The organism is Streptomyces sp. RLA131 (genome assembly GCF_056270125.1).
In genome coordinates, this window is sequence record NZ_JBWDOQ010000002.1 from 2,644,532 (window position 1) to 2,662,319 (window position 17,788).

The 17,788-nt window shown below is 69.5% G+C and carries 19 protein-coding genes; 5 read left to right on the plus strand and 14 right to left on the minus strand.

Features of this window, described 5'->3' with window-relative positions; genetic code table 11:
* Positions 1–34 precede the first annotated feature (34 nt).
* The 9 genes from RWE79_RS13025 to RWE79_RS13065 form a co-directional block, all read right to left on the minus strand.
* A complete protein-coding gene (locus RWE79_RS13025; protein WP_475940231.1) occupies positions 35–1,054 on the minus strand; it encodes a pectinesterase family protein in 1,020 nt (339 codons plus the stop codon).
* A gap of 40 nt (positions 1,055–1,094) precedes the next feature.
* The gene (locus tag RWE79_RS13030) at positions 1,095–1,961 is read right to left on the minus strand and encodes a rhamnogalacturonan acetylesterase (protein WP_475940232.1); all 867 of its coding nucleotides are present in this window, start codon (positions 1,959–1,961) and stop codon (positions 1,095–1,097) included.
* A gap of 754 nt (positions 1,962–2,715) precedes the next feature.
* Positions 2,716–3,390: a response regulator gene (locus RWE79_RS13035; protein ID WP_475940233.1), complete on the minus strand. Its 675-nt coding sequence runs from the start codon at positions 3,388–3,390 to the stop codon at positions 2,716–2,718.
* Positions 3,387–4,304, minus strand: coding sequence for a sensor histidine kinase (locus RWE79_RS13040; RefSeq protein WP_475940234.1), 918 nt, complete (start codon positions 4,302–4,304; stop codon positions 3,387–3,389). Before RWE79_RS13040 ends, RWE79_RS13035 begins: the two co-directional genes overlap by 4 nt.
* Positions 4,305–4,457: 153 nt before the next feature.
* Positions 4,458–4,652, minus strand: coding sequence for a hypothetical protein (locus RWE79_RS13045; RefSeq protein ID WP_475940235.1), 195 nt, complete (start codon positions 4,650–4,652; stop codon positions 4,458–4,460).
* Between the two features lie 23 nt (positions 4,653–4,675).
* A complete protein-coding gene (locus RWE79_RS13050) occupies positions 4,676–5,260 on the minus strand; it encodes a hypothetical protein (RefSeq protein ID WP_475940236.1) in 585 nt (194 codons plus the stop codon).
* Positions 5,261–5,452: 192 nt separating this feature from the next.
* Entirely contained in the window at positions 5,453–5,860 is a 408-nt protein-coding gene (locus RWE79_RS13055) for a PIN domain-containing protein (RefSeq protein WP_475940237.1), read from the minus strand.
* Positions 5,857–6,090 carry a type II toxin-antitoxin system VapB family antitoxin gene (locus tag RWE79_RS13060; protein WP_030606313.1) on the minus strand — a complete coding sequence of 78 codons (234 nt, stop codon included), beginning with the start codon at positions 6,088–6,090 and terminating at the stop codon, positions 5,857–5,859. Before RWE79_RS13060 ends, RWE79_RS13055 begins: the two co-directional genes overlap by 4 nt.
* A gap of 855 nt (positions 6,091–6,945) precedes the next feature.
* Positions 6,946–8,124 (minus strand): IS4 family transposase, encoded by a 1,179-nt coding sequence (locus RWE79_RS13065; RefSeq protein WP_475938055.1) that lies wholly within the window; start codon positions 8,122–8,124, stop codon positions 6,946–6,948.
* Positions 8,125–8,183: 59 nt separating this feature from the next.
* On the opposite strand from RWE79_RS13065, the gene RWE79_RS13070 reads away from it, so the two are divergent.
* The gene (locus tag RWE79_RS13070) at positions 8,184–9,185 is read left to right on the plus strand and encodes an MFS transporter (protein ID WP_475940238.1); all 1,002 of its coding nucleotides are present in this window, start codon (positions 8,184–8,186) and stop codon (positions 9,183–9,185) included.
* Between the two features lie 135 nt (positions 9,186–9,320).
* Here RWE79_RS13070 and RWE79_RS13075 read toward each other — a convergent pair whose 3' ends face one another.
* On the minus strand, positions 9,321–9,686 hold the full coding sequence (locus tag RWE79_RS13075; protein ID WP_475940239.1) for an amphi-Trp domain-containing protein: 366 nt from the start codon (positions 9,684–9,686) through the stop codon (positions 9,321–9,323).
* A gap of 354 nt (positions 9,687–10,040) precedes the next feature.
* Between RWE79_RS13075 and RWE79_RS13080 the strand changes: the two genes are divergently transcribed.
* The gene (locus RWE79_RS13080; protein ID WP_475940240.1) at positions 10,041–10,370 is read left to right on the plus strand and encodes a carboxymuconolactone decarboxylase family protein; all 330 of its coding nucleotides are present in this window, start codon (positions 10,041–10,043) and stop codon (positions 10,368–10,370) included.
* Positions 10,371–10,405: 35 nt separating this feature from the next.
* Here the strand turns inward: RWE79_RS13080 and RWE79_RS13085 are convergent, their stop codons facing one another.
* A complete protein-coding gene (locus RWE79_RS13085; protein WP_475940241.1) occupies positions 10,406–11,785 on the minus strand; it encodes a diacylglycerol/lipid kinase family protein in 1,380 nt (459 codons plus the stop codon).
* A gap of 260 nt (positions 11,786–12,045) precedes the next feature.
* On the opposite strand from RWE79_RS13085, the gene RWE79_RS13090 reads away from it, so the two are divergent.
* From RWE79_RS13090 to RWE79_RS13100, 3 genes are all read left to right on the plus strand, one after another.
* Positions 12,046–12,270, plus strand: coding sequence for a hypothetical protein (locus tag RWE79_RS13090; protein WP_475940242.1), 225 nt, complete (start codon positions 12,046–12,048; stop codon positions 12,268–12,270).
* A gap of 85 nt (positions 12,271–12,355) precedes the next feature.
* The gene (locus tag RWE79_RS13095; RefSeq protein ID WP_475940243.1) at positions 12,356–12,772 is read left to right on the plus strand and encodes an SHOCT domain-containing protein; all 417 of its coding nucleotides are present in this window, start codon (positions 12,356–12,358) and stop codon (positions 12,770–12,772) included.
* 104 nt (positions 12,773–12,876) lie between these two features.
* The gene (locus tag RWE79_RS13100) at positions 12,877–13,722 is read left to right on the plus strand and encodes a class II glutamine amidotransferase (RefSeq protein ID WP_475940244.1); all 846 of its coding nucleotides are present in this window, start codon (positions 12,877–12,879) and stop codon (positions 13,720–13,722) included.
* A 306-nt stretch (positions 13,723–14,028) separates the two neighbouring features.
* On the opposite strand, the gene RWE79_RS13105 is transcribed toward RWE79_RS13100, so the two are convergent.
* The 3 genes from RWE79_RS13105 to RWE79_RS13115 form a co-directional block, all read right to left on the minus strand.
* On the minus strand, positions 14,029–15,567 hold the full coding sequence (locus RWE79_RS13105) for an alpha/beta fold hydrolase (protein ID WP_475940245.1): 1,539 nt from the start codon (positions 15,565–15,567) through the stop codon (positions 14,029–14,031).
* Between the two features lie 78 nt (positions 15,568–15,645).
* Complete coding sequence (locus RWE79_RS13110) at positions 15,646–17,199, minus strand: alpha/beta fold hydrolase (RefSeq protein ID WP_475940246.1); 1,554 nt, start codon at positions 17,197–17,199, stop codon at positions 15,646–15,648.
* Positions 17,200–17,282: 83 nt separating this feature from the next.
* Positions 17,283–17,726 carry a hypothetical protein gene (locus tag RWE79_RS13115; protein WP_475940247.1) on the minus strand — a complete coding sequence of 148 codons (444 nt, stop codon included), beginning with the start codon at positions 17,724–17,726 and terminating at the stop codon, positions 17,283–17,285.
* Positions 17,727–17,788 lie beyond the last annotated feature (62 nt).

Here is a 17,788-nt window from a genome sequence, read left to right on the forward strand (position 1 = left end):
GTGAGGGTGAGCGGGGTTCGGGGCTGCCGACGGGCTACTGCACGGGGTTCCAGCCGTCGCTGCCGGCCAGGTACTTCTGTGAGGTGTAGTTCGCCGCGGTCGTGCTGCTCATCAGCGGGCGGTCGCTGGTGCCGGTGCTGGCTCCGGCGCCGCTGTTGTTGTACTCGTTGAACCGGCACGTCTTCCAGGAGAAGCCGCTCATGTCCTGCCAAGCTCCGGCCTGGCGGATGTGCGCGCCCAGCGTCGAGTCGCGGACCAGCACCTGACCGATCGCGTCGGCCGCGCCACCGGCGTGCCAGCAGCGGCCCAGGGCCACCGTCCCCGCCGCGGCCGAACTGAGCAGTGTCGATCGGGTGATCAGGATGCCGTACGGGTTCACGGAGTTCGTGGCCGCCGCGGTGATGTAGCCGTTGTTGCTGGTGCTGCCGCGGTCCAGCGAGCGGATGGTCGTGGAGTCGACGACCAGGGCGCCGTTGCCGTAGATGAAGTCGACGGCGCCTTCGATGTAGCTCTTGTAGACGTATTGGCGGACCTGCGAGCTTCCGGTACCGCCCCAGGACAGGAACGTGTCCTGGTAGCCCAGCAGGCGTACGTTGCGGTAGACCTGCCGGTCGCCGCCGGCGTACAGGGCCAGTGCCTGACTGTCGTGCGCGGCGTAGGTGTTGGCGATGGTCACTCCGTTGACCGTGGTGTCCTTGGCCATGTTGAGCACGGTCGCGCTGCCCGCGGTACCGGCGGTGGAGGCGGGAGCGTTCCCGGTGATCACCACGTCGGTCGCGGTCCCGGTCGTACCGTGCAGGGTGATGCCGGACTTGCCCGACGAGATGGACACCTGACCGTAGTAGGTGCCCGGCTTGATGTTGATGACCGTGCCGGACGAAGCCGCCGCGAGGGCGGCCTGAATGGTCGTGTAGTTTCCGGAACCGTCAGCCGCGACCGTGATGGTGGTGGCGGCCTGCGCTGGAATGGTCAGCGCGCCGGCGGTCAACTGCAGGACAGCGACGGCTGTGGCGCCGCCAACGACGATGGTCCGGCGCTTGCCGAGCGGGGGCATGTGTGAACCTCTCCTCGAACGTTGGGGTGGCCGGTGATCCTCAGTACGGCGCGGTCGTGGGCCAGACGATCGCGCTGGTGGGGATGGTGGCGGTGAGCTGCTGAAAATCGGCGGACGGCAGGACGCCCTGGTCGCGCAGGGCGGTCGCGACCAGTCGAGCGACCTCGATCGCACCGAATGCCTGGAAGTGTGTGTTGTCCGAGCTGCCGTCGGGGTAGTTGGGGTACTGACCGGCCGCCAGGATCATGAAGTACTTCTTCGTTCCCTCCACGCCGACGCGGTTCCACAACGCCGTGCTGGAAGCGGTCAGATCGATCAGCGGTACGCCCTTCGCCGCCGCGAGCTCACGCATCGCCGCGGGGTAATCGCCATGTGACGGGGAAATGACCCCCGCGCTGTTGAAGTGGCGCCGTTCCACCGGCGTGAGGAGAACCGGGATCGCGCCCTTGGCCCGGCTCTTGTCGATGTACTGGGAGAGATACGACTTGTACGTTGTCCACGGCTCGGTGTAGCGGGCCGGGTCGTCGGCCTTCTCATCGTTGTGCCCGAACGAGATGAGGAGATAGTCACCGGGGTTGATCAGAGCCAGGATGTGGTCGAGTCGGCCCAGATCGATGAAGCTCTTGGAGCTGGTCCCCGACTTGGCCACGTTCACCACCACGGCGTTGGAGGTGAGGAACACCGGCAGCGCCTGTCCCCAGCCGGTCCGGGGAGCCAACGAGGACACATACGTGGACGCGGTGGAGTCTCCGGCGATGTACACATGAACGGGGGTCGCCGCCGAGGCGGGCACCCCCGCGTCGACCATCGGAGCGACGAACAGGGCTGTCACGGCACCGATGAGCGCCGCGAGCCTGACGAGCCGTCGGCTCCTGAGGCATCGCCGTATCAGGCGTTCGAAGAGCATGCTCTCCTCCGGCCTCGGGCGGGGGGCGGCAGGGCCATGATCAGTCCTCATTTCCGCAGGCCGGCGCATGAGGTGCCGCGGCGGACCGACAGCTGGTGGGGGGATGTTTCCGGTTGCGCGGTGCAGCGAGTGGGGGTGGAACCCGAACGTGTGCGGAGGTGAACGCGTGCGGTGGGCCGCGACAGGAGACACCACGTGCCGATACCGCCGGGCTGATGCCGCCGAGGGCGCGATCGACCCTCGGCGCCCGTTGCTGTGAACGTTCACAGCAACTGGTGAAAAGCAGCCACGGTACGTTTCCCAACGGGATGTGAGGCTCATCACGCAGCTTCCCGAGCGGGGCTCCAGCTGTCAACCTCCAGTCACCAAGAATCCGCACGGCTTCCGGAGCCCGCGCCGGCAGATCCATGAGTTCCTTACGATCGACCGCCGAACCTCCGCACAGATAGACGCAGTTCAGTGCGTCATTGCCGCAGAATCGATCAATGCACCGGTGAACCGAAGGCATCCGCACTACTCGGATCCGCACCTGGCCAAACAATAATGGTGACAGCATCCCTGACGATCCATCAACAAGTACTTGACTTGGGGGTGCGTGGGAGCGTTCCCAGCCGTTGCCTGATTCACGCCGGTTCGCAGCGTTCGTTCCCGGCGTCGCGGGTCCGTTCCGCCTGCGGACCGGGGTCGTCCCGGCGGCCTCCGGCCCGCCTACCGGTGGACGTGGATCTCGGTCACGTCGGCCGCCGCCGGGTTCCTAGGCCTCGCCGGGCCTTATCAGGCCGCTCTCGTAGGCGAACACGACGGCCTGAGCCCGGTCCCGCAGCGAGACTTTGTCGAAGATTCGGCTGACGTGCGTCTTGACTGTCTGTTCAGCAAGGAACAGGTCTGCCGCGATCTCGGTGTTCGACCGCCCGCGGGCGACCAGGACGAGGACCTCGGTCTCCCGCGGAGTCAGCCCGTTGAGCCGGGCGGAGGCCGGAAGCGCGCGCGGGCGGCTGCGGACGAAGCCCTCGATGAGCCGCCGGGTGACCGACGGCGCGAGGAGCGCGTCGCCGGCAGCGACGACCCGCACCGCCGCGATCAGGTCGGCGGGCGGGGCATCCTTGAGCAGGAAGCCGCTGGCCCCGGCAGCCAGCGCCTCATAGACGTAGTCGTCGATATCGAAGGTCGTGAGCATCAGCACCCGAGGCCGGCGTTCGACGCCGCGTGGCGGGTTCATCAGGCGCCGGGTTGCCTCCAGACCGTCCAGGACCGGCATGCGCACGTCCATGAGCACGACATCGGGCTGTGAGCGAAGGGCGAACTCGACGCCCTCCTGACCGTTGGCTGCCTCGGCAACCACCTCGATGTCGGGCTGGGCGTTCAGCAATGCGGCGAAGCCCGCGCGGATCATGGCCTGGTCGTCCACAACCAGAACTCTGATGGTCATGGTGTTCCCGACAGGGGAAGGACGGCGGTGACATGGAAGCCGCCGTCGGGAAGAGCCCGGGCGGTCAGTTCGCCGTCGAGCATGGCGACGCGTTCCCGCATCCCGACCAGGCCGTGCCCGACCGCCCGGGTCTCCACGGCGGGCCGGGCGCCGGTCGCACCGGAGTTGACCACCCCGATCCGTACGGCGCCGTCGACGTAGTCGACTCTGACGTGCGCGCGGGCACCTGGAGCATGGCGCACCACGTTGCTCAACGCTTCCTGGACCAGGCGGTAGGCGGACAGCCCTACCACGGCAGGGAGTTCGGTACCGGTCGGCACATCATCAGCCACGACCAGACGGGCGTCGATGCCCGCGCGGCCGGTCGTCTCGATGAGAGCGGGGAGATCGGGCAGACCGGGCTGCGGGGTGTGCTCACCGTCGGGAGACTCCTCGCTACGCAGCACGTGGAGCAGTCGTCGCATCTCAGCCAGGGACCGTCGCGCCTGGTCGGCGATGGCCGCGAACTCCTCGGCGGCGGCCGCGGGCACATCGGGTATCCGATACGGCGCGCTGTCGGCCTGGACGGTGATCACCGACATGTGGTGCGCGACAACGTCGTGCAGTTCCCTGGCGATGCGCGCGCGCTCTGCCAGCAGTGTCGCCCGCGCCTGCTCGGCGGCACTGATCTGCTCGGCGGCCGCAAGCCGGGCCTGGGCCTCGCCACGGCCGCGAACGGCATCAGCCGTAACGGCCGCGACCGCGAGGAGCACACTCATCGGGAGCAGTGCGATCCACCCGTCGTGGGCCGGGAAAAGCGCGACGAGCAGTGCCCCCGCGGCCAGCGCCTCGAGCCACATCGCGAACGTGGCGCGACGCGAGGTCCGCAGGCCGACCACGGCGAGCACGACGGCAACGGTCAGCAGCGAGGTCACGGCCCATGGCCACGGTTCGGAACCCGAGTGCGGCCGGGTCAGCGCAGCCGTCGTAATCGCCGCCGTCAGCTCCGTCCACCAGGCGGTCCGGGGCCGAGTGGGCGCGAGGACCAGTGGGGTGGCCCGGGCGACGGTCAACGCCGTCGCCGGGCCCTAGCCGAGGTCGTAGTGCTGCGCCAGGTCCAGGGCGCCGACGAAGCAGACCGCGACGGCCAGCGCCCACAGGATTCGAAGTCCCCACCGACCACCCGGGACGGACACCGACGGCCGGGCCAGGTCGTCCCACGCCGCCCGCCGGCACAAGGCCGGCAGGGACCGGCGCCGGAGGCCAGGGATGTGGATCTTCATCGCGGGCCATGATACGACCGGCCTCACAACTGGTGAATCCAGGCGATGACCAACACGACCCCGCCGACGGACGCCGCCGCCATGGCGATGACGGGTCCGAGCCCGACCTTGCGGCCCCACATCCAGCCCGCCAGGCGGGAGTGCAGGCGCCCCAGCAGCCACAGGGCGCCCACCCCGGCGACCGCGAACGGCACGGCGACGCCGAAGTGCGCCAGCCAGGCGCCACCGACGCTCGGGCCGCCCCAGGAGTGGTCGTAGGGGCCGCGGTCAACCAGCGGGTAGAGGGCGCCGCGGAGAACGCACAAGATCTCCATGCCCACGGGGATCAGCGCCAGCAGCCCGAGCGGCACGCACAACAGGGCGTGCGTCAGCAGACGCGCCGCGCCAGGTCGATCATTCGACGTCTGCGCCACCGAGCCGTGCTCACCGGCCCGGGCCCACCACGCACGCGCCCTGTCCGAACGCCCGGCCACAACCGCACCGGCCGTCGCGACCGAGGCCGGAAGCAGCACTGCCGCGTACCCGGCCCGCCGCGCGAATCGCGAACACATGACCGCCGAACCGGACTCGGGAGCATTGTCGACGCGCTGCGAAGCCCTGAATGTCATTGTCCGTTCCTCCACTCTCCGGCCGGCCCTCTGCCGACGACCAGAAAGGTAGGGACAAGGCTCCGTCCACCACGTCACACCACAGCGCCACCCGACCCCCTACCCCCGTAGGGGGTCGGGGCATCGTCCGGGTGAGGCGATCGACCCTCCAGCAAGAGGCCAGCAGGCCGACACGTGGACTGGCCCGGAGGATCAGCCTCGTACGTCTCGCTGCTGAACTTCCTTGAGTACTCCGGCCACCGTGGCGAAGTCGTTGTCCACGTGGAGGACGGTGTGCCCGTGGTGGACCGCGGTCGCACACACCAACAGGTCGATCGGTCCTGCCGCGCGATGCTGGCCCCGCTGGGTCAGTTTGTACTGGGCGGTGTCGACCCAACGCCAGGCATTCTTCGGAACGGGAGAGAGCCGGCAGAGTGCGTCCAGCTCCTCCGCGAGCTCGTCCCGATGGGACCCGCTGGTTGCCGAGTAGAGGAACTCGGCACGTGTCGGCTCGCAGAGGGAGAACACCCCGGCGGCGATGTGCCCCTCCCACGGTGACAGTGCTCCGGGGGTGCGGAACAGGTGCCAGAGAGCGGAGGCGTCGAGCAAGTACGTGATCACTCGAAGGCCTCGCGTCGGGCACGCTTGCCTGCGTCATGCGCCGCCGCGGCCTGTTCGAACTCGCCACGCGCACCACGCGCGGCCAGCTTCTCGGCAGCATCGAGCCGCTTGATCCGTGCCACGTAGTCCCGCAGAGCCGCGTTAACCGTCTCCTTCTTCGTCGTGACCCCCATCAGCCGCATGGCCTCGGCGAGTGCCTCGTCATCGAGATCAATCTGTGTGACGGACATCGAGCACCTCCAGTATCCATGATGTATGTCATCAAGGTACATCGCCAACATTGCAGCGCGCCACCGCTCAGGACCACTCGCCGGAGAGGTGGCGGGGTGAGGTCTGGGCAGTTCCATGTACGGGCCGTTTCCCGGCCTGGCACTGGCACTCACGACAGCCGACCGCTGCGCCCGGTCCTCCAGCAGTTCGTCGACTCGGCACTGCGGCACTCGCCGAGGAAACGGGACGGGGGGCTGCAGGCTTTCCTGCCAGGGCAGGGTGCCGAGAGGGGTGTCTCTGTACCCGCGCCCGGAGTCACTGATGTCAGTGACGTCGGCGATCCCGCTCGGGCATGGTCACGCGGCCGGAACAACTCGGTAAACGATCGACCACGGGATGGTCGGCGACCTTCAGACCGCCGCATTGGTGTCCTCCGAGGGCACTAGGCCGTGTTTTAGAAGTAGCGCTGGCCGCCCGGAGGGCGGGTCCCGCGGCGTCTGGTGCGGTGCATCGCAAGGCGGAGAACTGTCCTCGTAGTGGGCTACTCGGACAATTCGACAACGCAGCGAGGTGCCGTGCCTGGGGGTACCACCCAGCCGCCAGGCTGGGGGAGGGTCGCGGGACAGGCGGGACTTCTAAAACACGGCCTAGGAGCAATGCCGTTGCGTTACGGGCTTGCGGGCTGGGGTCTTGTGATGAGGACCGCTTGAGGTCCGGTGCGGGTCGGCTGTGGCCAGGAACGGTGTTCAGTTCGCTTGAGGCGGTAGTTGGACATCTTGCGTTTCACCACGCGGGGCTGGCTGCGGAGGCGTCTGACGGGCAGGAGCCGTTCCAGGAGGTCCTGCTCGAGCATCACCAGTGCTCTGACCAGGAGGTCAGGGGGAAAAACTGCCCGGCGTGACGGTCACGCTGCGCCGGGCAGAGCGCAGCGTTTCGGTGAAGGAGACCCGGTCAGGGTCCAGGCCACGGGTGGCAGCCGTTCTCAGCATGAGTTCCCGCAGAGCGTGGTGGACCAGCAGGTGTGCCCAGATCTGCTGGTGAACACCGTCGGGTGTTTTACTGCTGAGCACGACGCGTGCGCCACGCTGATGGGTTTTGATCTCGGCGAAGACGGACTCGATCTCCCAGCGTTCGCGGTAGAGCGCGGCCAGCTGCCGGGCAGGATACCGTCGGGCGTCCAGCAGGCTGGTGACCAGGCGATAGTCGTCGGTCTCACCCTCACCGGCCCGGTCCTTGAGCCGGTAGGCCAGGACACGGACCACAACCGGCTCCTTGCGGGCCGGGCCGCCGCTCGCTCTGATGTGTGAGAGCCATGACCCGTCGCGGAACTGTTTGGTGACGGGCAGGACGCGGTTGGCGGGCACCCGCCACAGCAGGTCGGCGCCGGTGGCGGTGAACGCCTGCCACAACGGGACGCCAAGGAACCCACGGTCGGCCAGGACCAGCTGACCTGGGCCGGTCGAACGCGGCAGGCGGCCTACCAGAGTGACTTCCCCGGTGCGGCAGCCGGCCAGTTCCGCGTCCAGCACCGCATGGCTGCCGATCTCCACCAGAGCTGCCATCCGCACTTGCGGAAACGCGCTCCTGCCCGACCCGCGGCCACTGCCCGGACGTCCGAAGGCAGTCTCGTTGGCTTCACTGTCCGCGACGTCCCAGCACGTGCCGTCGACGGCGAGCAGCCGCAAGCCCCGCCAGAACGCGCCGGGCGTCGCCTCGGTCGCCATCGGCTTCGCGGTCGTGGCGAACAGCACCCGCAGCGGCTCGGAGCCCAGCCGCTGCCGGGCCCTGAACAGCGAGGACTTCGCCGGAACACGCCAGTTGCCCAGCAGCCCCGAGCCCCGCAAGCCCTCGACGAGATGGCGCATCACTTCCAGATACGGGGCAGGTGAGAACAGGGCCAACGCCAGCACGAAGTACACCACCAGCCGCGCGGGAAGCAGCCGCTGACGTCGCTCGGCACGGCCGCACGCCGTCACCACCCGGTCCACCAAGCCTGGCGGATACACCCAGGTCAACAGGCCGAGACCCGATAAGTCAGACACACTCGCAGCCATCCGAACCACCCCCGGGACGAACTGCCAAGCACAGTACGCCTACAGCAAAGGCAACGGCATTGCGCCTAGGAGTCGGCACGGCGCTGCTCATCCCACCCGTCTACATCCTCACGACGCTCCTCTTCACGGAAGTGACCTCACGCGCCCGCGCGTTCGGGGCCGTCATGGCGCTGGGAGGCATCGGCGCCGCCGCGGGGCCGCTTCTCGGAGGACTCATCACCTCCGCCGTCAGCTGGCGGGCGGCCTTCGTGTTCCAGACCCTGGTGATCGCGTTGATCATCGTCCTCAGCCGCCGGATCAAGGACCCCCTGCCACCGGATCCCACTCGCCCCTTCGACACCGCCGGAGCGATCCTCTCGGCCCTCGGCCTCATCCTCATCGTCATGGGGATCCTGGCGGCCGACAACAACATCTGGCTGATGGTCGGCCTGATCGTCCTCGGCGCACTCGTGCTGCTCTGGTTCTTCCGATCGGTACGCGCCAAGGAGCGGGCCGGACAAGAGCCGCTCCTGACGTCGTTCGTCGTCGCGACCTATCTCCAGGTGGTACGCGGATACGACGCCATCCAGACCGGCGTGATCTTCACGGCCGCCACGCTCGGCCTGCTCGCGTCGTCCCTGCCGGCCGAACGCCTGGCGAAGCGGTGGGCACAGCGCACCCTCATCGTGGCGGGCTTTGTCGTGGCGATCGCCGGGATCGGCGTCCTGCTGGCCCTGGCGAGCGGCTCTCCGAGTGCCTGGGCCTTCGCGCCAGGGCTGCTGCTGATCGGCCTGGGACTCGGCCTGAGCCTGACCCCGTCGGTCAACGTCGTGCAGTCGAGCTTCCCCGACGAGCGGCAGGGCGAGATCTCCGGGCTGTCCCGCAGTGTGTCCAACCTCGGTTCCTCGCTCGGCACGGCGATCGCCGGCACCATCCTCGTCGCAGGCCTCACCGCCCATGCCTACGGCGCTGCGATGATCACACTGACGGTCCTCGGGCTCGCCGGCCTCGTCGCAGCGGTGTTCCTCCCCCGGAGCCTGGACGCGAGCAGCACTCCTTCCTCCTCGCGCGAACCCAGGTGAGCTGTGCCGGGGCTTACGACACGCAGAAGCCAGGCCGCACCGCTCAGGCCGCACCGCGAGGCGGCGCGAGCCCGCGCCGGACGGGGCGCGGTCAGCCCGAGGTCCGCCGAAGGCCGCCGAGGTCCGCGGCACGGCTCAGGGCGTTTTCGTGGCGGCCCGCTTCCCGCTCTTGCTCCCGTTGCTGCCCGTGCTGCTTCGACCGGGCTCGGCGGGCACGGTCTTCCGCCTCATGGGCTTCGCTGTGCCCGCGACCGTTCGCGACGCTGTCCGGGTCGGTGCGGTGGGCCACTTGAACTCGATCTCCAGCTCGATCTCCCCGTCACCGATCTCGACCTCGATCTCGCTGCGGAGGTCGTCGGGAATCCGCAGGCTCAGCGTCCCGGCGCCGAGTTCCAGTTCGGCATGCCCGCCTTCCCTCAGCGCGGCTGCGAGTTCCGTGAGCCGGTCAGCGGCCTCCATGCGTGACAGCGAGCTCTTCTGCTCAAACTTGAGGTCCTTCATGGATGTCTCCGATCCTGAACAAACAGGCCCTAACGTCATTCTGCGGCCACGCATGCGATCGGACATCCTCATGCCCAGGCGGAAGAGCCGGCACCCGCACTGCCGGCGCCGCACCGGGCGAAGTCGGTCGACGCGGCCCACGGGCAGCGTCGACCCGGCTGACCAGGGCCTCCGTCAGGCCCGGGTCCCCCTCACCGGGCCTGACGCCCGCCGCCACGGCGCTGCACCTCCTGGCATCCCCAAGCGCGAAGCCCGGTTGAGCTCTACGGTTGAAAGGAGGCCCCACACCGCGGAACTCGGTTCCCTGCGCCTCGCCTCCCCCTCGGGCCCAGAACTCACCAGGAGGACCTACGCATGTCCACTGCATCCCAAACCCCTGTCCTGGACACCCTCGCCGCCATGACGGTCGACTCGATCGAGCGATGCGGGCTGGCTCCGGACCTGCTCATCCTCACGCGCATCGCGGCACTCGCCGCCTCGGACGCTCCGCCCATCTCGTACGTGGCCCACATCGACCCCGCCCTCAGGGCCGGTCTGACCGCCGAACAACTGCAGGACGTCCTGGTCGCCATCGCCCCCATCGTGGGCACCGCCCGCGTCATGACGGCAGCCGGCAACATCACCAAGGCACTCGGCGTCGCCATCGCCGTCGCCGATACCGAGATCGCGGGTGGCCAGGGCTGAGAGCAGACGCCCACCCGGCATGCGGCAGACGTCGATCACCCGGTGTCACGCCCCGCCGCGCCCCGGCCCACCGTCAGGGCCAGCCTGCGGACCCTGCGCAAGTTCATGCCCGGCGTGCCGCGCGGCACGCCGGGACGGTGGCTGGGCAGCCGTACGCGCAGGGCGCCCGGTTCGATCCGGCAGCGTACGGGGGTAGGCAGGGTTAGCGCCTCGCCGTCGACACCGACCGGGATGGCGGGTGCGTCAGCGTCGACGACGACCTCCCGGGCGGTGACCGAGGTCAGCCCGGGCGCACGTCTGCCGCGAAGCATCGAGGCCGCTTGGGCCGCGTTGTCGACCTTGACAGCGAGCACTCCCAGGACGCCGGAGTCCATCCGATCCCGGCGCCCCAACCCCGCCGGATCCCCCGTCCGGTAGGGGTTGTTGCTCACCAGGACGGATTGGGGCCCGTCGATGGTCACGGAATCAACGCGTGCCCTCAGCCGCGGGCCGCTGTGGCGGGTGAGCAGGTCCGGCAGCATCTGAAGGGTCGTACGGGCCTTGTCGCCGCGATAGGCCGGGCTCTGCACCACGGTCGCGTACGCGCCGAATGAGGCGTTGTTGACGAAGACGCGCTCCCGGCCTTCCGCCGGGGGCATCCCCGCACCTATGAAGCCCAGGTCGACGCAGAGCTCGACGCCGTCGGTGAGCGCCTGAAGGCACGCCGAGGGGTCCTCACGGTCGAGGCCGAGGTCCATGGCGAAATGGTTGCGGGTCCCGGCGCAGATGACGACGAACGGAACGCCGCGCTCCGCCGCCACGGCGGCGACCAGGGCCTGCGTACCGTCGCCGCCCGCGACACCGAGCAGGTCGGCGCCGTCGTCGACGGCCTGCCGCGCCAACTCGGCCACGTCCTGCGGATGTGCGGGGTCCAGCACGACGACCTCGGCGCCGAGAGCCCTGGCCTTGTCCGCCAGGTGGAACCTCCCGACCTTCCCGCCGCCCGAGCGCGGGTTCATGATGAGGAAGGGTCGCTCCGGCGGAGCGACAGCGCGTTCCGGTGCGCGCGCCGGGTCTGTGTCCTGCGCCAGTGCTGTTCTGCCGGCGGAGACGGCAAGCGTCCACAGGGCGAGTGAGACGAGCACCACCCACAGCAGCCCGGCGACCGCGTAGAGCACTACGACGGCCACCGGTGCGGCTGTCACCAGTACGAGGGCGAGGGCCCTGGCCGCACCTCGGCGGGCGAGCACCCACCACGCCCCGGCCACTGTGACGGCCAGCCCGGCCAGCCCCACTGCCACCAGCGCGACGCTCCGAAGCCCGGCGAACACCAGCAGGACCAGCAACGCCGCCGTTCCCGCCACCAGTGCCAGACGCGCTGTCCAACGGCTGTCCACGCGATCAGGCCTCCCGCCGATTCCACCCCCGCCTTCCATTCCACAGGCGCGATCCGCAAAGCGCATCCTGCGGCGCGGGCAGCCCGTCCCCGGGCGTCGCGTGGCGATCAACGGCTGAGCACATGACGATGGGAACACCAACTCCCCGATACGGCCCGGTTCCCTCGGTGGCGGGGCTCTACAGGAAGAACAGCACGCACGAAGGGAGATCGTGAGATGACCGAGCACGGGCCGACAGCAGGTGGCGTCGCAACACTCTCGTACAAGCCGACGCCCCCGTATTCGAAAAGATCGTCCAGATGACCCTCAACACCCTCGACGGTCGGGGCCGGACCCCGAAAACGTACCTCCTCGTACGCATCGGGACGCCGGTGGCCATGGGCGCCGCCCCCGCCCCCTACCTGCTCGAAATCGGTGCCGCCGAAGGCGCGCTCGTGGCCGTCGCCCCGGTGGGCGTCGTGTTGGCCGCCCGCGGCATCGCGGAGCGGTTCGGGCTGCCGCCGCAGGGCGAGACCGAGGGCTGACAACCCGAGAACTGCCGAAGTCTCACCCGCGCCGGGTGAGCACAGACTCGAACATGGCCGGGGACCGCATGGATGGGAGAAGGTAATGGAAAGTTCCGTGTTCATCGCGTACGACTATCCGCTTCTGGATGCGTTCTGGACCATGCTGTGGCTCTTCATCGGGGTCCTGTGGTTCGTCCTGCTCTTCCGGATCATCGCTGACATCTTCCGCGACGACACCATGAGCGGCTGGGCCAAGGCCGGGTGGCTCCTCGTCGTGATCGTGCTTCCCTTCCTCGGCGTCTTCGTATACGTCCTCGCCCGCGGCAATGGCATGGGCAGGCGCGAAATGGAGCATGCCCGGGCCAAGCAGCAGGCGCTCGACACGTACGTGCGTGAGACCGCCCGGGGTACAGGAGGAATCAGCGAGGTCGAGGAACTCGCGAAACTCTCGGAGATCCGCGCCCGGGGCGACCTCTCCGAGGAGGAGTTCCGCCGGGCAAAGGACAAGATCCTGCACTGACTGACCGCAGCAACTGCTACGACGGCGCTGCGGCGACCGGAGCCCGCCCAGCGGCGCCGCGCACCCGTAGGCGGCGCGTGCCTCAAGCCAGGAAGGGGTAGCCCATGTGCCGGTGGCTCGCCTATTCAGGAACGCCCATCCTGCTCGACACCATCCTCTACAAACCTGCCCACTCGCTGATCGACCAGAGCCTGCACTCCCGGCTGGGCGTCGAGACGACCAACGGCGACGGGGTCGGCGTCGGCTGGTACGCACCCGGCACCGAGACCCCCGCGATCGTCCGGAACACCGGCCCCGCATGGAGCAATCGCAACCTGCGCGAGATCGCCGACCACGTCCGCTCTCCACTGTTCTTCGCTCACATCCGGGCCTCGACCGGCACCGCGGTACAACAGACCAACTGCCACCCGTTCCGCCACGGCCGCTGGATATGGATGCACAACGGTGCGATCACCGACTTCCACCGGCTCCGGCGAGACCTTGCCATGGCCGTCGACCCGGAACTCTTCCCCGACATCGAGGGATCGACGGACTCCGAGCTGATGTTCTTCCTGGCACTCACCTTCGGTCTGGAGCAGGACCCGCCAGGCGCCGTCGCGCGGATGGCAGGCCTGGTGGAGCAGACCGGTCACGAGCACGGTGTGGAGTTCCCACTGCAGATGACGGTCGCTGTGGCCGACGGACAACGGCTGTGGGCCTTTCGCTACTCCAGCCAGGGAGCCTCCCGATCGCTCTTTTTCAGCACCCGGGTGGAGACACTGCGAGCACTCCACCCCGATGTGGCATTCCTGCGGGAGATATCCGACGAGACCCGCCTCATCGTGTCCGAGCCCCTGGGCGATCTGCCCGGCGCCTGGAACGAGGTCCCCGAGAGCAGCTACGGCGTTGTGCGGCCCGGACCGGACGAACTGCTCCCCTTCGCCCCACGATTCACCCCACGATCCGCGTAACGGCCGCCCCGGTCCGTGCAGGTCAGTGAGCGACAACCCCCATACGCGGAGCCGTTGTTGAAACGCCGAGCAGCGGATTCAGCCCGTTGGGCCCATGTTCTGAAGCAGCCTGACCGACAACCCCGACACCCTTCGGCCCCCGCGTCCCCCGGGCGGCCGCACTGCCCAGCCATCGGGCCTCCCCCTCGCCTCGCTCAGCCTGTACGCGGCCCGCATGACACGGGTGGGTGACACCTCCGGCACGTCACAGCCATTCGCCGATCGGGGCGACCAGGACGGTGGCCTCGAAGAGGACCGCGAGCGGTTTCAGGGCCCGATCTCGAACTCAGGCGACTTGAGGCTGTTCAGGCATCCGGTCCTCGGCGCGGCCGGGGTGTCGAAGAACGAGACGGTGATCTCCTGGGCGCACTTCGACGAGGCGAACACCACATGCGGCTCGTAGGGGACCGTGACGACCTTGGCCCGGCTCAGCGCACGGGCAACGTACGGCCCGTTGTCCGCCCCGGTCTGGGAATCGAACCCGCCCGACAGGGCGAGGGTGGGGATGTCGCCGCGCGTGACGTCCCGGATCGAGCGCGGCGCCGCGGGGACGTTCCAGACGTCGCAGTCCGGACGGAGGAAGGTGAGCTGCGGAGCCTGGGCCAGCACCGAGCGGGGGAACGACGGGAACGCTTCCCGTCCGCCGCGGAGCGCCTCGGCCTGGCTCTCGTACGGCGTCCACTCGCTGCAGAAGACGCCGTAGGCGAGACCGTGCGAAACCCTTCCCATGGCCTGGGGGCTGAGTTTGCCGCCCGCCCACTGCTGGGCGATCCGTTGCGGCTTGCCGTGCGCGAGCTCGTCGAGGGCGCGGGGTACCTGGGGCGCCACGTGGGTGGCGGAGGTCATCCAGTTCACCAGGGCCCCGCCGTCCAGTACGACCTTCACCGGCTTCGCGTTGCCGGGGAGCGAGACGGTGGTGGTGACCGGCTTGGCCTCAAGGTCACGGACGAGCCGGTCGAAGGTGGCCGCCAGGTTCGGGTAGCGCCGGTTGCACGCCGGCTGGTCCGCGCAGGCCTTGAACAGGCCGTCGAAGCCCTGCCGGGCGCTGCTCCAGGTCAGGGCAGACCCTGCCTTGGACGGTGGCAGTATGCCGTCGATGCCCACCGAGCGGAGCCCCTCGGGGTGCAGGCGCATGTAGACCAGCGCCAGGTGGGTGCCGTAGGAGATGCCGAACACGTTCCACTGCTCGATGTGCAGCGCGGTGCGCAGGTCCGCGTAGTCGGCGGCGCTCTCGGTGTCGTTGTAGGCACTGAGGTCGGCCCCGCGGCCCGCCAGCTGGTCGCGGCAGGCCTTCGTGGCCTCGACGTGCAGGCGCTCGGTGGACGGAGCGTCGTACACGAGGCCGACCGCGCGTGCGTTGAACTGGTCGACGTTGGGGCAGAGGAGCGCCGGGTCGGCCGAGTACGTACCGCGCTGGGACATGAGGATCACGTCGCGGTCGCGGTTCAGGCCTCCGTCGATCGCCATCTTCGCCTCGCCGACCGCGTCGTCTCCGGGTCCGCCCGCGAGCCACACGATGGGGTCGGGCTTCGGTGTGTCGGTCGCGGCGGGCACGATCGCGACACCGAGTCCGATCGTTCGACTGCTTGGTCTGGCGCGGTTCTCGGGCACGGTGAGCGTTCCGCAGCGGGCCCCTTCGAGCGCCTCGATCGGTTCCGGAGTCTTGGGGCAGGGGCCCGGTTCGAAGCCGGCGTGGCCCACCGTCCGGGCGGCCGTGCCGATCGGCGCTCCGGTGCCGGTGTCGGTGCGGGACTGCGCCTGAGCGGGCACTGCGAGCAGGCCGGTGACGAGGAGACCGGTCGCCATGCCGGCCGACGTGGCCAGGAGTCGTCGTGCCGTGCGGCGACGACGGGGTGCTTGCCGGAGTGTCATCTGCCCTCCCGGTCATTTCGGGATGATCGTGAACGGTCGGGGCTCCAGGCCGTCCACGCAACCGGTGTCGGGTGCCGTCGGTCGAGTGAGGAACGAGGCCAGCACGCGTTGCGCACAAGGCGACTGCGGGACCACCCAGTGGCCGATTCCGGGGACCTGCACGGCGGTCGAGCGGGACAGGTCACGGGCCACGTCCCGCGCCCAACTCGCCCCGGTCTTCGCGTCGAACGTGCCGGAGATGACGAGCGCCGGCACCGAGCCGACCGTGGCCACCCGCTGGACGGAGGTGCGGTCCGGAACGTTCCAGATCCGGCACGCCGGATACTGGAAGGGAAGTTGCGGCACCTGGGCCAGGACCGTGTCCGGCCACCCGGGGAAGGCCTTGCGCCCCGCCTTCAGCACGTCGGGTTCCGAGTAGCCCGGCGCCCACTCGCCGCACGCCACCGACTCCGTCAGGCCGTGCGCGAACGCGCCGACGTTCTGGACCGAGCCGGCCGCGCGGGCCTTCGCGAAGCGCTCCGGGTTTCCGTTGCTGAGTTCCTCCAGCGCCGCCGGGAGGTCCTCGGGCCGGACGGCGAAGGCGACGATCAGGTCCAGCAGCGCGCCTCCGTCGAGGACGACCTTGACCGGCTTCCCTCCGCTCGGCGGCGGGACGTTCAGCGTCAGGGGCTGTGCATCGAGCTTGCGCACCTGCTCGGTCAGCGTGCGGGGGAGGTTCGGATACCGGTCCCCGCAGGCGGGCTGCGCCGCGCACGCCGCGAAGATGTTGTCGATCCCCTCAGCGGCGCTGCTCCATCCCCACGGCAGGGTCGCGGTCCGGGGAGGTGCGATCGAGTCGATCGCCACCGCGCGGATTCCCTCGGGGTGCAGGCGCAGGTAGGTGAGGGCCAGGTCGCTGCCGTAGGAGTACCCGTAGACGTTCCACCGGGGGAGGCTCAGCGCCTTCCGCAGGTCGGCGAAGTCGGCGGCGTTCTCAGTGGTGTTGTAGGCGCTCAGGTCGACGCCGTCGGCCGCCAGGCGGTCCCGGCACTCCTTCACCGCCTTCAGCATGAGCTGTTCCGCCGGCTCTGCCCCATAGCGCAGGCCCACGGCCTGCGCGTTGAACCGGTCGATCTCCGGGCAGGCGAGGTTCGGGTGGTCGTAGAGGTTGCCGCGCTGGGCCATGATGATCAGTTCGCGGTCCTTGTTCAGGCCGGAGTCGACGAGGAACGGAATGTCGTCGATCGCGTCGCCACCGGGGCCGCCCGCCATGAACACCACCGGGTCCTGTGCAGGCTTCGCCAGGGTGACGGCCGGAATGATCGCCACGGCCTGCTTGATGGTCCGGCTGCCGGGGCGGGAGCGATTCTCGGGGACCTCGAGAAAGCCGCACCGTGCGCCCTTCAGCGCGGCGATGGGCTCGGGCGGCTTCGGACACGGGCCGGGCACGAACCGGGACGGGGCTGCCGGGCTGGGCCCGGCGGACTGGGCAGGTGGTGACGCGGCGCTGCTGGGTTTGGCGCCGAATGCCGCCGCCAGGCAGACCAGAGCGGCCGCGGCAGTCACCGCGTGCATGTGCTTTGGCATGTGATCTCGTTCCTCTGCCGACATCGGCGGCGGCCCTGCCGGGCATGGCCGCAGCGGTTTGGGCGGAACGCACCTTTTCGACGTTACCGGGTGGCGCATCCGCGCGCACGCGGAGCGGTTGCGACCCGTGACCCGGCGCGCATCCGCGCGCACGCGGAGCGGTTGCAACCCGTGACCCGGGCCGCCCCGGGCCCGGCATGGTGGGAGGCACGGCGTCCCGACGGGCCGCGGGCCTGCTCTCTGTCCGAGTGGCAGGTGACCAGGGTGGCGTCGAGGTCCAGGACCAGGCCGGACAGGTCGCGGCCGCCCGCGCGGGAGGGCGGTATCGCGTTGCGGGTCTCGGCGACCTGCAGCCAGGCGACCTCCCGGGCGACGGCGCGGGCCGCGCGCGGTACCGCGAGTGCGGCGGCGTCGATGCCGGCCAGCACGCGCCGGGCTGTTGGGGTGGAGAAGGCGACAGGCCGTCCACACCACAGGCAGCGGCCGGCGTCGTCCTGCCCCGGCCTGCGCACCGGATGTGCCGGCATCTGCGCCGCCTCCGCCGCTGGCCCGGTACTCCACTGGCCGCGCTGTGGTGAATCCCCGGATC